Annotated in this window: 15 protein-coding genes; 10 read left to right on the forward strand and 5 right to left on the reverse strand. The window is 41.2% G+C overall.

The window, feature by feature from the left end:
• Window positions 1–204 precede the first annotated feature (204 nt).
• A complete protein-coding gene (locus PAT01_RS09630; RefSeq protein ID WP_004588421.1) occupies window positions 205–1,239 on the forward strand; it encodes a phospholipase A in 1,035 nt (344 codons plus the stop codon).
• Window positions 1,240–1,311: 72 nt separating this feature from the next.
• Here the strand turns inward: PAT01_RS09630 and PAT01_RS09635 are convergent, their stop codons facing one another.
• Window positions 1,312–2,205, reverse strand: coding sequence for a bifunctional GNAT family N-acetyltransferase/hotdog fold thioesterase (locus PAT01_RS09635; protein WP_138578053.1), 894 nt, complete (start codon window positions 2,203–2,205; stop codon window positions 1,312–1,314).
• A gap of 430 nt (window positions 2,206–2,635) precedes the next feature.
• Between PAT01_RS09635 and PAT01_RS09640 the strand changes: the two genes are divergently transcribed.
• Entirely contained in the window at window positions 2,636–3,337 is a 702-nt protein-coding gene (locus PAT01_RS09640; protein ID WP_096040995.1) for a spermidine synthase, read from the forward strand.
• Here PAT01_RS09640 and dtd read toward each other — a convergent pair.
• A complete protein-coding gene (gene dtd, locus PAT01_RS09645; protein WP_096040994.1) occupies window positions 3,334–3,771 on the reverse strand; it encodes a D-aminoacyl-tRNA deacylase in 438 nt (145 codons plus the stop codon). The two genes, PAT01_RS09640 and dtd, sit on opposite strands and share 4 nt — an antisense overlap.
• Window positions 3,772–4,674, reverse strand: a complete 903-nt coding sequence (locus PAT01_RS09650; protein ID WP_029773504.1) for a virulence factor BrkB family protein — start codon at window positions 4,672–4,674, stop codon at window positions 3,772–3,774.
• Between the two features lie 85 nt (window positions 4,675–4,759).
• Here PAT01_RS09650 and PAT01_RS09655 point away from each other — a divergent pair, with 85 nt between their 5' ends.
• From PAT01_RS09655 to PAT01_RS09665, 3 genes are all read left to right on the forward strand, one after another.
• Window positions 4,760–5,416 carry a DUF2959 domain-containing protein gene (locus PAT01_RS09655; protein WP_004588426.1) on the forward strand — a complete coding sequence of 219 codons (657 nt, stop codon included), beginning with the start codon at window positions 4,760–4,762 and terminating at the stop codon, window positions 5,414–5,416.
• A gap of 130 nt (window positions 5,417–5,546) precedes the next feature.
• On the forward strand, window positions 5,547–6,638 hold the full coding sequence (locus tag PAT01_RS09660; RefSeq protein ID WP_154945395.1) for an MBL fold metallo-hydrolase: 1,092 nt from the start codon (window positions 5,547–5,549) through the stop codon (window positions 6,636–6,638).
• 63 nt (window positions 6,639–6,701) lie between these two features.
• Window positions 6,702–7,436: a CBM9 family sugar-binding protein gene (locus PAT01_RS09665; RefSeq protein ID WP_154945396.1), complete on the forward strand. Its 735-nt coding sequence runs from the start codon at window positions 6,702–6,704 to the stop codon at window positions 7,434–7,436.
• A gap of 123 nt (window positions 7,437–7,559) precedes the next feature.
• Here PAT01_RS09665 and PAT01_RS09670 read toward each other — a convergent pair whose 3' ends face one another.
• Together PAT01_RS09670 and typA are read right to left on the reverse strand one after the other, a co-directional pair.
• Entirely contained in the window at window positions 7,560–8,159 is a 600-nt protein-coding gene (locus tag PAT01_RS09670; protein WP_154945397.1) for a hypothetical protein, read from the reverse strand.
• A 144-nt stretch (window positions 8,160–8,303) separates the two neighbouring features.
• A complete protein-coding gene (typA, locus tag PAT01_RS09675; protein ID WP_004589455.1) occupies window positions 8,304–10,127 on the reverse strand; it encodes a translational GTPase TypA in 1,824 nt (607 codons plus the stop codon).
• Between the two features lie 507 nt (window positions 10,128–10,634).
• Between typA and glnA the strand changes: the two genes are divergently transcribed.
• The 5 genes from glnA (at window position 10,635) to PAT01_RS09700 (ending at window position 15,732) form a co-directional block, all read left to right on the forward strand.
• On the forward strand, window positions 10,635–12,041 hold the full coding sequence (gene glnA / locus PAT01_RS09680; protein ID WP_024031998.1) for a glutamate--ammonia ligase: 1,407 nt from the start codon (window positions 10,635–10,637) through the stop codon (window positions 12,039–12,041).
• 131 nt (window positions 12,042–12,172) lie between these two features.
• Complete coding sequence (locus tag PAT01_RS09685; protein ID WP_154945398.1) at window positions 12,173–12,685, forward strand: DUF4124 domain-containing protein; 513 nt, start codon at window positions 12,173–12,175, stop codon at window positions 12,683–12,685.
• An 89-nt stretch (window positions 12,686–12,774) separates the two neighbouring features.
• Complete coding sequence (glnL, locus tag PAT01_RS09690) at window positions 12,775–13,845, forward strand: nitrogen regulation protein NR(II) (protein WP_004589452.1); 1,071 nt, start codon at window positions 12,775–12,777, stop codon at window positions 13,843–13,845.
• Between the two features lie 15 nt (window positions 13,846–13,860).
• Window positions 13,861–15,246, forward strand: a complete 1,386-nt coding sequence (glnG, locus tag PAT01_RS09695; protein ID WP_004589451.1) for a nitrogen regulation protein NR(I) — start codon at window positions 13,861–13,863, stop codon at window positions 15,244–15,246.
• A gap of 27 nt (window positions 15,247–15,273) precedes the next feature.
• Complete coding sequence (locus PAT01_RS09700; protein WP_004589450.1) at window positions 15,274–15,732, forward strand: cyclic nucleotide-binding domain-containing protein; 459 nt, start codon at window positions 15,274–15,276, stop codon at window positions 15,730–15,732.
• Window positions 15,733–15,740 lie beyond the last annotated feature (8 nt).

Raw genomic sequence — 15,740 nt, forward strand, 5'->3', positions numbered from 1 at the left:
CGCGCTATAACTCCCCCTTCTCATTGCGTGAGAGTAAGTTAACTAACTTACAATATAAGCGGCTATATGCCGCTTTTTTTGATCTGTGATAACGGTGTAAACGTAAGGTAATCAAATAAGTGTAAATTCAGTGAAAGTTCACCGTTACAAATGTAAAAACACGTTATAATTTATAAATCTACCTTACTCTCAAAGGAATAAACAATGAGCTGGCGTTATTGGATTGCAGTTACGGCTTTACTAAGCACACCCTCTTTTGCCCAACAAGAGGTTAAAAAAAATGAACAAGACAACGACATAGAGCTAGTTAAGCAATGTATTTTAAATGAAGTAATTGGTGGCGATGGTAAGCAAACCTTAGACGAGCTGCGTACAAAATGCTCCGCCCTTGAAGAAAACAAACAACTTACCGCACTTGATAAACGCAAGGCTCGCGAAGAGGTAAGTAAAAAAAATCGTAACGTAATTACGCCGCATAAACGTAACTACATTTTACCTTTATCGTATGTCTCGCACCCTAACGATCGCCCGTTTGATGGCTTTGACGAGCTAACAGATGAAGAAAATGGCGAACCCCTTGATAACCTAGAGGCTAAATACCAGCTTTCTATTAAGGTACCACTGTACGATGATTTTGCAGATGACGACCAAGCCATCTTTTTTGGCTTTACCTTGCAGTCGTATTGGCAAATTTATAACTCAGAGATTTCTTCTCCGTTTCGTGAAACCAACTACGAACCAGAAATATTTTGGGTAAACTACCTAGACCAAGAAAACGTACTTTGGGGCGACGAAATGGCCATAGCGCTGGGTATTTCGCACCAATCTAATGGCCGCAGCCAGCCAAACTCTCGTTCATGGAACCGAATTTACGCCGATTTTATATGGGAAAAGAGCGGTTTTGTATTTAGCTTTAAACCTTGGTATCGCATTGCCGAGGATGAAAAAGACAATATATTAGAAGCCGATGGCGACGACAATCCAGATATTTACAAATACATGGGTTACTTTGAATTTGGCGGGGCGTATCGTTATCACGATCACGAGTTTAGCTTTATGACTCGTAACAATTTAAATTCAGATAACCGTGGTGCACTTCAACTAGATTGGTCATTCCCGCTTTGGGGTCGTTTGCGTGGCTACGCGCAGTACTTTAACGGTTACGGTGAGAGCCTAATTGATTATAACGCTGATGTAGAGCGTATTGGTGTAGGTATATTACTTACCGATTTACTATAATTTATTAATACACCATAAAAAAAGCCAAGCCCTTTTATAAAGTGCTTGGCTTTTTTATTAAAGCGTTACTCGTTATTTTTTAACGGCAAACACCCCTTCAAACTCTGCAACAACATCGCTGCCATCAAATATAGTAACAGGTACTACGTAGCTTGCTTTGCCTGTTGTTTCCAGCTCACTGAGCTTACCTTTACAGGTTTGCACATCAACACAACCGCGTGGGTCGGTATTAAGTGGTTTTAAGTATTTTATAGTGGCATCGGCTAATACAATATTGCCCTCAAGCCCTTCCTCTTTAAGCGCTAAGTACGTTGCGCCCCAACCTGTTAAGGTTGCTAAGCTGTATATAGAGCCTGCAAACATGGTGTTGTGTAGGTTTAAGTTAGCGTCTAAATCAGCACGCGTTGTAAACTGCCAATCAGTGTAGCTTTCTACTTTTATACCCATTGCATCACTAATTGGGATTGATTCACGCCAAATATTTTGCAGTACTTGCGTCCAATCAGGGTGGCGAAACCAACCCGGCTCACTAGGCTTTTGCTTAATCATTTTGAAATGTTGTACATCGCCATACGCAAGGTGGGCTTTTTCTTTTAGCTCGTAGCCGTGGCGCTTATAAAACTCAAGCGCACGCTCGCGAGCAAATAACACTAATTCGCCTGCATTTTGCGTCCATGCTATTTTTTCAAGCTCATGTAATAAACGGCTACCAATATGTTGATTACGGTTGCCTTCGGCTACGGCCATGTAACGTACTTGCGCTTGTTCATGGTTGTTAAAATGTAAACGGGCCACACCAAGCACATCACCGTTGTTATTTTTTATAAAGCGATGCTCTGAGTCTTGTTCCATATCATCTTGTTCAGAGCCACGAGGCTCATTCCAAGGCGCACGTAGTACTTCCCAACGTAATTGATAGTACGCTTGCCAGTCTTCGCTGCTCTGCGGTGTAGTTACTTGAAACATATATACTCCTGTTGTTTTGCCGTAAATAAAAATAAAGGCTACGGCATGTAATCCAACTGAATAACTCTTTAACCTGCACATTGGTTTTTACATTAGAAAATTAAAGATTAAGTTGGTTGGAATTATTATGGCAAATACCATACTCCATCTTTTAAACACTGCCAATACGACTTTGGTAAGCAAGCGAAAAAATAACTGTTTTACCCATCGCATCAGCTAGTTTATGCTGGGCCTTTAGAGATTGAACATGCACTGAGCGAAGGGTTCTGCCTTGGGGGAATTTACTCTTTGTTGCCTACATGGATATAAGCCAGTAGAGTAACGCAGGAGCAGTTACCTAGCCCACTAGGTTACAAATCTCGCGCCGCGATTAAATCGCCCCTAGATTGAACAAACTTTAATCCTGAAAGGTCAACAGGCCCTTAATGTTATGAGCGATTTTATAAACCCTTTAACGGGTGTAGTGAGTAGCCACTTTATTAGTCACAGCCAAGATATTGGGCAACTAGTTTACTGGCATAAATATGCAGGCGATCACATACAGGTTCGCCAATTCGGGCAGCTTCGCTGGCTGCTGATTAACGATACGTTGCAATCGGTGATAGAGCTTAACAATCCACAGCGCTTACTATTTCCACATTTAACCTATTTAGCTAAGCAGTGGCAAACCTTAGCACCACCAAATCATGTGTTAGAACTTGGCCTTGGCGGTGGCGCTATACGTAATTACTTACAATACTCTTACCCGCAGGCACACGTAACATCAGTTGAAAAAAATGCTGATATAATTGCCTGCTATACAGATTTTTTCGCTGTTAAAAACCAAAGTGACGTGCAGTGTGATGACGCGCAAAATGTACTTAGCAAGGCACATAACCATGACTGGATTATTCTTGATTTATTTAGCCAGATAGATGCACCACGATTTTTGTTTGAACGCACTTTTTATCAAAAAATATACGATGCGCTAAACGCAGGTGGCACGTTATTTATTAACTTTTTATCGCAACATGAGTCGCAGTTAATTCAGTTACAGCAATTACTATTTAATGTGTTTGGCGTAAAAGTAAGCCCGCATAAAATTGCGGGCTTTGTGAATCATATTATTATTGTTACTAAAGCTGGTAATTAAACCGATAAGTTAAACGTAACAGGCCCATCGTTACACAAGCTCACTTGCATATCGGCGCCAAACTCTCCCGTGGCAACACTAATACCCTGCGCTTTAGCTTGAGTTACAAAGTACTCGTAAAGCGCGTTAGCTTGGCTAGGTGTGGCTGCTGATGAAAAGCTTGGGCGCATGCCTTTTTTAGTATCAGCCGCTAATGTAAATTGCGACACCACGAGTAACTCACCGCCTATATCTTTTAGGCTTAAGTTCATTTTGTCGTTTTCATCGGTAAATATTCGGTAATTACTTACCTTATGCAATAGTTTGTCGGCGGTTTGCTCATCATCTGGTTTTTCAACACCGAGTAACAATAATATACCTTGGCCAATTTCACCTATAACTTGGTTATCAACTTCTACTTTGGCACTTTTTACACGTTGTATTAAGCCCTGCATTTAACTGCGTTCCTCTGTTTTTAGTTCTTCATCAATGTCTATTTCTGGTGTTTGTGGTACATGATTAGGGCTTATACAGGCGGTAAATTCGGCCCCTAATAACACCACCACCCACGACAAATACACCCACACAAATAAAATAGGAATAGTCGCAACAGCGCCATAAATTACTTCGTACGAAGGAAAGTGGCTAATATAAAGCGCAAAGCCTTTTTTAGTCAGCTCAAATAATACTGCCGCAAAAAGAGCCCCAGGTAGCGCAGCCCTAATAGATACAGGTGTGTTAGGCACTAAAGTGTATAACATTAAAAAGCCAATCATCGAAAAGCCATAAGGCACCAGCTTTAACAAAAAACCACTAAACCCAGGAATGCCCTGATCGGCAAACGACACTAACGAAACAATATACGATGTAACACCAATACTTGCGCCCAGAAGTACGGGGCCTAAGCTCAATACCATCCAATAAACCGCAAAAGAGATCATCATGGGGCGTTTTTTCTTAATACGCCAAATACGATTAAGCGTGGCATCAACATTACGTATAAGCAGCAGTGCAATCGCCGCTAAAAAGCCAATACCCACGGCGGTCATTTGGTTCGCATTGCCAGCAAAGGAGCTTATATGCTCTTTAATCACATCAGATGAGGTAGGTACAAAGTTAGTAAACAAAAAGCTTTCTATGGCTATACGGGTCGATTCAAACCCCGGGAAGGCCGAAAATATTGCCACGCCTACCGCTATCAAAGGCACTAAAGAAAGCAAAGTAACATAGGCAAGGTAGCCTGCATTCACTGTAATTTGATCGTCTATACAGCGGTTAACGTACTGCATCCACCAGCTTGGCTGTTGCCTTAAAAAGGAGATAGCTTGCTGTTTATAAAGGGAGAGCTTATCATTCATACAATTGACTTGTGCTAATCGAATTTTGATTATGATAGCAATCAGCACCATAATTTACAGCACTTACTGGTAAATAGGGATCCAAATGAAAAAACAAACATTACTTAGCGCCTCGGTACTGGCCATTACGCTTACTTTATCGGGCTGTCAGTCGGCCTATTATTCTGCAATGGAAAAAGTAGGTGTACATAAGCGCGACATTCTTATTGACCGCGTAGAAGAAACCAAAGATTCACAAGAAGAGTCTCAAGAAGAATTTCAATCAGCACTTGAGCGCCTAACAACTTTAATTAATTTTGATGGCGGCGAGTTACAAGATGCCTACAATCAACTTAACGATGATTATGAGTCGAGCTTAGCAGCCGCTAATGAAGTGTCGAGCAATATTAATAAAGTTGAAGATGTAGCAGAAGCTTTATTTGACGAGTGGAGCGATGAGCTTGAGCAATACAAAAGCGCGTCGCTTAAACGCGAAAGCAGTAAAAAACTAGCGGCTACACAACGCCAATTTAGCCAGTTACTTCGCTCTATGCGCAGTGCAGAAAGCAAAATGGAACCAGTGCTATCGTCTTTACAAGATAACGTACTGTACCTAAAGCATAACTTAAACGCACAAGCGGTTGCCGCTATTAAAGGCGAATTCACTAATTTAAAGCGTGATATTCAAGTGCTGATGAACGACATGAATAAATCAATTGCCGATTCAAACAAGTTTATAGAGCAAATGAATAGCGCTGGCTAATCAATTAAAATCTGCCTAACAAAGCCTGCATATTGCAGGCTTTTTTGTTGTTACGTTTTGTTACCTTTGAACTATTTGTTAATCTTTTGATGTTGTTATACTTTTATAAAAATAATAATAGATAGCAACAATGAAACTAAAAACCACCAGCCTTGTATTTATTTGTGGATTGCTTAGCGCTTGCGAAACCGCTAATCGCATTGAGGTGATTGCAGGGGAAAGCACGCTTACCCCGCAGCATCAAACAGGCGAGCGAAAAGGACGCTTTTATAACCTCTACCCTGGCAAAAAAACCTACCCCACCACCTGCGAAACCGGCTGCTACACGCCAAGCCCTAAATTACAATGCAAACAAGACGCTGAAGATTGCCAATTTATTGCTGAGCAAAAGCCAATTAATTTAAATACGGGCTTTACCGTGCGCTGGCTAGGACACGCTGGGTTTATGATCCGCACACCTAACGGACAGCACGTGCTATTTGATCCTGTAAAAGAGCAGTTCGACTCACCTGTTGATTTAGCCTTTAGGTTAGCCTCAGGGTTTTACAGGCAACCCGGCGATTGGCTTACACAAACCGAGCTTAAAAACTTAAGTGCAGTGATGTACTCGCATATTCATTACGATCACTTTAATAAAGCCGATATAGAAGAGCTTGGTAATCAACCTCGCTACTTAACGCCATTAGGTATGGCCGACAACTTCCCTACTGGTGGCTATAACATTAGCGAAATGGCCTGGTACGCAAAAACACAGCTTGATGATTTAACGATTCATGCCCTACCAGCGCACCACTTTAGTAGCCGTGTATTGGTACCCTTTATTTACGAAGATAACGATAAAGACCTATGGAATGGCTGGTTGCTTGAGCAAAACGGCAGTACCGTGTTTTTTGCAGGCGATACCGGCTACTCAAAACACTTTAAAGACATTCAGCAAAAGTATGGCGATATAGACATATGCCTACTGCCCATAGCCTCGTATTACAGTGAAGACAGCCCTACTTGGTATCGTTATGTACACACCACACCAGAGGATGCTGTAAATGCAGCTAGTGACCTTAACTGTAAAGTAATGATACCGTGGGGCTATGGTAACTCAAGCTGGAAAATGGGCGACCGGACAAGCCATTCAGCACTGTTAAGGTTGCTTTATATGCACAATAAAATGGCTTCAACCACACCTTTATATATTTTAAACGAAGGCGAAAGTATTTCACTGTAACTCATTGCTGAACTGTTTTAGGATGATTGTAATATCTAAATACATATTAACATTGAGAAATTAATGAAAAAACACGCATTAGCTTTAAGCTGTTTATTAAGCGCCCCAGTAATGGCCATTGATGTAGCGCACACATCGACCCCTATTACTATTGATGGCGTATCTGAAAGCGCATGGGATAAAGCAACGTGGCATGATATGCCGTATTTAATGGATGGCACCTTGCCCTCATCAGATGCCGACTTTAAAGGCCGCTACCGCCTGCTGTGGGATAAAAACTACCTGTATTTACAAGCTGATATAACTGACGATGTACTTATTGATACGCACCCAGACCCGACCATAAAATATTGGGATGACGATGCGCTGGAAATTTTTATCGATAGCGACGCCTCAGGCGGTATTCACCAGTTTAACCATACCGCGTTGGCATATCATATTGGCCTTGATAACCAAGCCGCCGATTACGGCCCCGATAAAAAAGCCCATTTATACACCGACCACTTAACAAGTAACTGGAAGCGTAATACCCAAGCCCCTTATAACATCACCTGGGAAGTTGCTATAAAGCTCTACCCTAACGATTACCAAGAAGGCGCTGTAAACACGCCCATTACGCTTAATGAAAAACAAGTCATTGGTTTTATGCTCGCGTATTGCGATAACGATGGCAGCGAAGTACGCGAGCACTTTATGGGCTCTCACGAAGTACAGCCAGTCAATGGCGACAGAAACCGCGGTTTTATAGACGCAGATGTGATTGGCAAAATTACCCTGCTGCCAAAAAGTAACAACTAATAAATAGTTGAGAAGTAGGTTGGGTTGAGCGTAGCGAAACCCAACGAAAAAATACCCTACCAACAATGACAGATGCTTTGCATCCTAGCTATTTTAAATCTTCTTATACTTCGTAGGTATATTTCACCATGTATATATCCCTGTCACACTTAGCGGGGATTCTAATAATCTCTCTCTATCTTCTTTTGGTAAATCTAATTGATTTGGATAATATCCATTCATTTGAATATCTCTTTCTATTTTCCTAGCTGTATCGATGAATACTTTCAATACCTCGCAACTCGTATTTCTATGTGACTTACTTCGTATTGAAGTGACTGCATGAACAACTTCATCTCTGCTAATATCATCTGGCATTTTAATAATGATAGTTTCTTCAATAGTTTTCCCATGAGCTAGTAAATCTCTAAGGTCAAAGCATTTTTTGGCGTTTTGATATTCTCTTGTTCCAAGGTAGTCTGGTAAATTTACTTCTCCAAATAATTTTTTATGTAACTTCTTTCTATCTAATCTATCAGTATCCCAATCATCAAATAAAATCTGCCCAAAGTGATTAAGCATTGCTTCAATTGAGAATGCCACAAATACAATTCCGGTAACACAATGATGGTCAATTTCCCACTCTTCGCTAGCTCGTTTAGCTAATTCATAGCTAGTTGTTGCAACTCTAAAGTTATCTTTAGCGGAGCGCGATTCAAACTTTACAGTAATGGAGCTCATCATTTTTTACCCTGTAAATTAAAATACCTATTATCAAAAACCTTAGTATAAGCCATTTTTACCACTAACTTTATTCGACCAAACACAAAAAAGCCGCTGTATTTTGCAATACAGCGGCTTTTGAAATCATTTTTCTAAATTAATAGATTATGATTTTGGAGCACGACCCGCACGCTTACGCTCACTTTCAGTTAAGTGACGTTTACGAATACGAATGTTCTCAGGTGTTACTTCTACTAACTCGTCATCATCGATGAACTCAAGCGCTTGCTCTAGTGTGTAGTTCAATGGTGGCGTCAATGTTTGTGCTTCATCTGTACCAGATGCACGAACGTTAGTAAGTTGCTTACCTTTAAGGGCGTTAACTGTAAGGTCGTTATCGCGGCTATGAATACCGATAACCATACCTTCGTAAACTTCAACACCGTGACCGATGAATAATTTACCACGCTCTTGTAAATTGAATAATGCGTTAGTAAGTGCTTTACCTGTTGCATTTGCAATCATTACGCCGTTCTTACGAACACCTAGCTCGCCACCTTTGTGCGGACCGTAGTGATCGAATGTATGGTAAAGTAAACCAGAACCTGAAGTTAACGTCATGAACTCAGTTTGGAAACCGATTAAGCCACGGCTTGGGATCATAAAGTCTAAACGCATACGGCCCTTACCATCTGGTGCCATATCAGTAAGTTCACCTTTACGAAGACCAATTTGCTCCATGATAGAACCTTGATGCTCTTCTTCACAGTCAATTGTTAGTGTTTCATACGGTTCTTCTAATACGCCATCAACAGTACGCAAGATTACTTCTGGACGAGATACAGCTAGCTCATAACCTTCACGACGCATGTTTTCGATTAAGATACCAAGGTGTAATTCACCACGGCCCGATACGCGGAAGCTATCTGGGTTGTCAGTATCTGCAACACGAAGTGCAACGTTATGTACTAATTCTTTGTCTAAACGCTCACGAATATTACGTGATGTTACAAACTTACCTTCTTTACCACAGAAAGGAGAGTTATTTACAGAGAACGTCATTGTTACTGTTGGCTCATCAACACTTAGTGGTGGTAATGCTTCAACGTTGTTAGGGCAACAAACAGTATCTGAAATCTTAAGCTCGCCAAGACCTGTTACCGTTACAATGTTACCAGCGTAAGCTTTATCTGTTTCGATACGCTCAAGACCTAGGTAGCTTTGTACTGAACCAATTTTGCCGTTACGCGTAGAGCCATCAGCACTAACAATCGTTACTTGCTGGTTAGGCACAACAGAACCGCGTTTGATACGGCCGATACCGATTACACCTTTATAAGAGTTGTAATCAAGCTGAGATATCTGCATTTGGAAGTCACCTTCAGGATCTGCATCCGGTGGTGATACTTCGTCAACGATCATTTGGAACATAGGTTCCATGTTGTCAGACGGCTCGTCTAAATCTAGTGTAGCCCAACCGTTGATTGCTGAAGCGTAGATTACTTTAAAGTCTAGCTGTTCGTCAGTTGCACCAAGGTTGTCGAATAAATCAAAGATTTGATCCATAACCCAATCAGGACGTGCACCTGGCTTGTCGATTTTGTTGATAACAACAATTGGCTTTAAGCCTTGCGCGAATGCTTTTTGCGTTACGAAACGCGTTTGCGGCATTGGACCTTCTTGAGCATCAACAAGTAATAATACTGAGTCAGCCATCGAAAGTACGCGTTCAACTTCACCACCAAAATCGGCGTGTCCCGGGGTATCTACGATATTGATATGGTAGTCTTTCCAAGAAATGGCTGTGTTTTTAGCCAAAATGGTAATACCACGTTCTTTCTCAATGTCGTTTGAGTCCATCACACGCTCTTCGTTACCGCCGCGTGTTTCTAATGTACCTGATTGCTCAAGTAGTTTGTCAACCAATGTCGTTTTACCGTGGTCAACGTGCGCGATAATCGCTATATTTCTTAACTGTTCGATGCTCATATTTTTACTCAGAGAAGTTTATTCTCATTGATCCTGCAAGATCTACGCACTCATCTGCGTTTTCACCAGATGTCCCAGCATAGGATTTAAAAGGGCGCATATTATCCCTCATTAATGACATGGATGAAAGTTTATCCAATACAATTTTAAAAACTTTCTTAATACTTTTACTAAGTATCTGTTTTTTATATGACAATTATATGAAATAAATTTCGACAAATTACATAAATTGTCGTTTTTTAGCTAATTTGTTGATTGCTTTGGCACTATTTACTATTTAAGTTAAGCTGATTTAGGTGATTAAAATACGTGCAGAATCGAGCGTGAAATTTTTGCACCAATGTGGATATTTTACGCACCACAAAAGTGCAAAGCCCGTGACCACTTTTGTGCAATCATAATTTTTAACTTAATAAACAGCAAGTTAAAATAATGGCATAAAATCGGCTTACTAAAAAACCAAAGCATTTAATGCAGCAATAATAAAACCCAACAGTTGGAGGACACATGTCACAATCGGTTTTAGATTTTATTAAAGAAAATGACGTTAAGTTCATTGATTTACGCTTTACTGATACTAGAGGTAAAGAACAACATGTTTCTATTCCTCATCACCAAGTAGATGAAGATTTTTTTGAAGACGGCAAAATGTTCGACGGCTCTTCAATTGCAGGTTGGAAAGGCATTAATGAATCAGACATGGTACTTATGCCAGTAGCTGATTCAGTAAAATTAGACCCATTCACAGAAGAAGCTACGCTAATCGTACGTTGTGATGTTGTAGAGCCATCTACACTACAAGGCTACGAGCGTGACCCTCGTTCAGTTGCTAAACGCGCTGAAGAGTACATGAAATCTACCGGTATCGCAGATACAGTTTTATTTGGCCCTGAGCCAGAATTCTTCCTATTTGATGATGTTAAATACAAGTCAGATATGTCAGGTTCTATGTACAAAATTGATGCTGTTGAAGCAGCATGGAACTCAGATAAAGACTACGAAGGTGGTAACACAGGTCATCGCCCAGGTGTTAAAGGTGGTTACTTCCCATGTTCACCAGTTGACTCTTCACAAGATTGGCGTTCAGCTACTTGTTTAGTACTTGAAGAACTAGGCCAAGTAGTAGAAGCGCATCACCACGAAGTTGCAACAGCGGGTCAAAACGAAATCGCAACTCGCTTTAATACAATGGTATTAAAAGCGGATGAAATCCAAGAGATGAAATATGTTATTCATAACATGGCTCACCTTTACGGAAAAACGGCCACATTTATGCCTAAGCCTGTTGTAGGCGATAACGGCTCTGGTATGCACTGTCACCAATCTTTAGCAAAAGACGGTGTTAACCTTTTTGCTGGTGATAAGTACGGTGGTCTTTCTGAAGATGCACTTTACTACATTGGCGGTATTATTAAGCACGCTAAAGCAATCAATGCGTTTGCAAATGCCTCAACTAACTCGTACAAACGTTTAGTACCAGGTTTTGAAGCACCGGTAATGCTTGCATACTCTGCACGTAACCGTTCTGCATCAATCCGTATTCCAGTTGTACCATCTGAAAAAGGTCGTCGTATCGAAGTACGCTTCCCAGATCCAACTGCTAACCCATACCTTGCTTTCTCTGCAATGCTTATGGCTGGCCTTGACGGTATCAAAAACAAGATCCACCCTGGCGATGCTATGGATAAGGATTTATACGACCTACCAGCAGAAGAAGCAGCAGAAATTCCACAAGTTGCATCTTCACTAGATGAAGCGCTAGAAGCACTTAGTGCTGACCGTGAATTCTTAACGCAAGGTGGCGTATTCACTGATGATTTAATCGATGCTTACATTGCACTTAAATCTCAAGAAGTTGAAAAACTTAACATGACAACTCACCCAGTTGAGTTTGAAATGTACTACAGCGTTTAATACGCCGTAGACAAAATTATCGATAAGATAATAAATGTGTGTTCTCAAGCCCGCTTAGCGGGCTTTTTTTATGGTAAATTAGGGTTATCTCCACTAAAGTTATGTAATTACAAAATATGCAGGGTAGCAATGTGAATTACAGGATATTATTACTATTTTTTGCTTTAGGATTAAGCATTTATAGTTATGCAGGCAATAAGAAAATTTATGCTTGGAAAGATAAAAATGGTGTTTTAGTGTTCTCAGATACACCACGTAGTGGCGCGCACGAAATAAAACTAAGCAGCCAAGATCTTACCCTGTCTGAAACCGATAAACACACCCCTGGTTCACCACAGCCAACACACCCTAACCGTTTTCAAATTATGATATCGTCGCCTACACATAACCAAACCGTACGCGAAAACACTGGCTCGGTGTACGTAACAAGCCGCATAACGCCGCGTTTTGAAGATGGCTTTACCATACAGCTATTTTTAAACGGTAACGCTTATGGGCCCGCAAGCGATTTATCAACGTTTGCCATACGGGATGTAGAAAACGGAGCTCATACTTTGTATCTCAAACTTTATAATAAACAAAATCAAGCCATTGCTATCAGTCAGCCCAGTACCTTTGTGATGCAAAGAAAGGCTGTAAACTAAGTACAATGTCTCATGAAGCAAAATTAGCGCAGCAGTATTTACTGATTAAAACTTGCTTGCAAATATTAACGCACTAAAGTGGTGCAAAGATGTCAAACGAACAAAATTTTAGCCCTGAACTTCTCAATGCCATTTGGCAAAATCAAACTACATCGGTCATGTTACTTGATAAAAGTTTTACCCTTGTTTATGCCAACACCAGCACCAGCGAACTACTCGGCTTGGGTAAAAAGCGCATTATTGGGCAAACCTTTAACAGCTTATTTAATTACCATTCTGTGGATTTAGAGCGCATAGCCCAGTACTCACTTGTTGATGGTGTAGATTGCAGCCAGCACAGAGCTGACGTGGTCTTTATAGATTCTCGCCATGCAAAAATAGCCATTACATCGCGCCAAGTTAAGTTTAAAAACGAGCGCTATATTTTACTTGAGTGTCGTAAAACCGATGAAGAAATAAAACACGACAAAGCCTCTAACCAAATGCATCAATATCAAGCGGCACGAAATTTAATTAGAGGGCTTGCTCACGAAATTAAAAATCCTTTAGGGGGAATACGCGGAGCGGCGCAGTTATTGCAGTATGAGGTAGATCAACAAGAAAGGGACGAATGCGCTGAGCTTATAATTGAGCAAGCCGACCGATTACGCGAATTAGTTGATAGGCTACTTGGGCCAAATCAGCTTCCGCAAAAGTCGTATGGCAATATCCACCAAACACTTGAGTCGGTTGTTAAATTAAGCACATTAGATAATTGTAAAAATATTAGTCTAGTTAAAGATTACGACCCAAGTATCCCTGATGTGTTTATTGACCAAGGCAAGGTTCAGCAAGTTGTACTTAATATTGTACGCAATGCTCAACAGGCGTTAGTTGATGGCGGTGAAATAAAAATAAAAACCCGCATTAATCATCAGTATCGCCGCCCCGGAAAAGCCCCTAAAAAAGCCTTGTTGATCCAGGTTTCTGATAATGGACCAGGCATAGACCCTAGCGTTCGCGAAACATTGTTTTACCCGATGATCACCAACAAAGAAGGTGGCTCAGGGCTAGGGCTTTCAATCGCACAAACGCTCATAGATCAGCACGACGGTTATATAGACTGCGATAGCTGGCCTGGCCATACTGAATTTAATATCTATCTGCCTTTTGCAGATTAATGTTTTGGAGTTGGCATGAAAACAGTTTGGCTTGTAGATGATGACGCATCAATTCGTTTTGTATTAGAAAAAGCGCTGACACGCGCAGGGTTTGAAGCAGAAAGCTTTGCAAATGCGCAAGACGTGTTAAGCGCGCTTAAATTTAGCCAGCCAACCGTGTTGGTATCTGACGTACGGATGCCAGGCATGGACGGCATGGCACTACTTGAACTCATAGCAGAGCAAAACCCAGGGTTGCCGGTTATTATAATGACCGCCCACTCAGATTTAGACTCAGCGGTTAACGCATTTCAAAAAGGCGCGTTTGAGTACTTAGCCAAGCCATTTGATTTAAACGAAGCCGTGGCATTAATCGAAAGTGCCTGTAGAGCAAACTCAACTAAAAAAACTAAGCGTAAACAAGTTCCACCTAAAAGCGCGCACATTATTGGCGAAGCCCCTGCGATGCAGGAAGTGTTTAGAGCGATAGGTAAACTGTCGGCTTCAAGTATGAGCGTACTAATTAATGGTGAGTCTGGCACAGGTAAAGAGCTTGTTGCCAGCGCTTTGCATAACCACAGCCCACGTAAAGAAAACCAGTTTATTGCATTAAACATGGCCGCTATTCCAAAAGAGCTTGTGGAGTCTGAGCTATTTGGCCACGAAAAAGGCGCATTTACTGGTGCCGATAGCGTTCGTAAAGGCCGCTTTGAACAAGCCAATGGCGGCACACTGTTTTTAGATGAAATTGGCGATATGCCACTGGATGTGCAAACACGTTTATTACGTGTACTCGCCGATGGTGAGTTTTACCGCGTGGGCGGGCACCAAAGTATTAAAGTTGATGTACGCATTATTGCTGCAACGCATCAAAATTTAGAAGATTTAGTAAAACAGGGTAAATTTAGGGACGATTTATTTCATCGTTTAAACGTTGTGCGCCTTCGTTTACCGGCTCTTAGAGAAAGAACTGAAGACATTGAGCGCCTAGCGCAGCACTTTTTACACAAAAGCGCAAAAGACCTACAAGTAGAAAGTAAAGTACTAAGCCCAAAAGCCACAGAGCAGCTTAGGCTATTTAGCTGGCCTGGTAATGTTCGCCAGCTTGAAAACACCTGTCGCTGGTTGACCGTTATGGCCCCTGGTGAATTAGTAAGTGAGCAAGACCTACCACCAGAGATCATTGATGCAGCGCCTGTTCAACAAGAAGGTGATTGGCTTGATGCGTTTCAGCAATGGCTCAATCAAGAGCTTAAGCAAGGTAAAGAAAACATTTGGCCTGATATTCAAGCTCAGCTTGAAACTCGCCTTATAAAAACAGCACTGGCTAATTGCTCTGGCCATAAACAAGATGCAGCCATAAAAATTGGCTGGGGGCGCAACACGTTGACCCGCAAATTAAAAGAGCGCAATATTAGCTAGTTTCTACTGTTACTCGTTGGCCCTAGGATGAAATTAATAGAACACATTCCATTGTTTAAACAAATGGAAATAGTGAATAGATTGCACTTTTTTAAAGACTTCACCCTTGCTGAACGCCAAGTGCTACTAGAGTCGTTTGGGTTATTGTATTTAGTTAACCAGCATCAGTTTTTATTTAAACAATACGATAACGACAAACGCTTATACATTGTATTAAGTGGTGCGTTACTTGTTTTTAAACATAACCACTTGCTGGAGCTTGGCACTATAGAGCCCGGTGAGTTTATCGGTGAAGGCGCATTTATTAATAACCGCGAGCGCAGTACGAGCGCTCGCGCTAAAACCGACACCATAGTACTTGCCATTACCCCAGAGGCACTTACTCGCTTGCCTAATGTAATACGCGAAAAAATTAAAGATAGAATCATAGAAGGTATGAGCCTGCGTATTGCAAAGCTGAGTGAGCACATAGAAACCCACGGTTAACTCTATCC

This window comes from Pseudoalteromonas atlantica, assembly GCA_007988745.1.
GTDB lineage: Bacteria > Pseudomonadota > Gammaproteobacteria > Enterobacterales > Alteromonadaceae > Pseudoalteromonas > Pseudoalteromonas atlantica.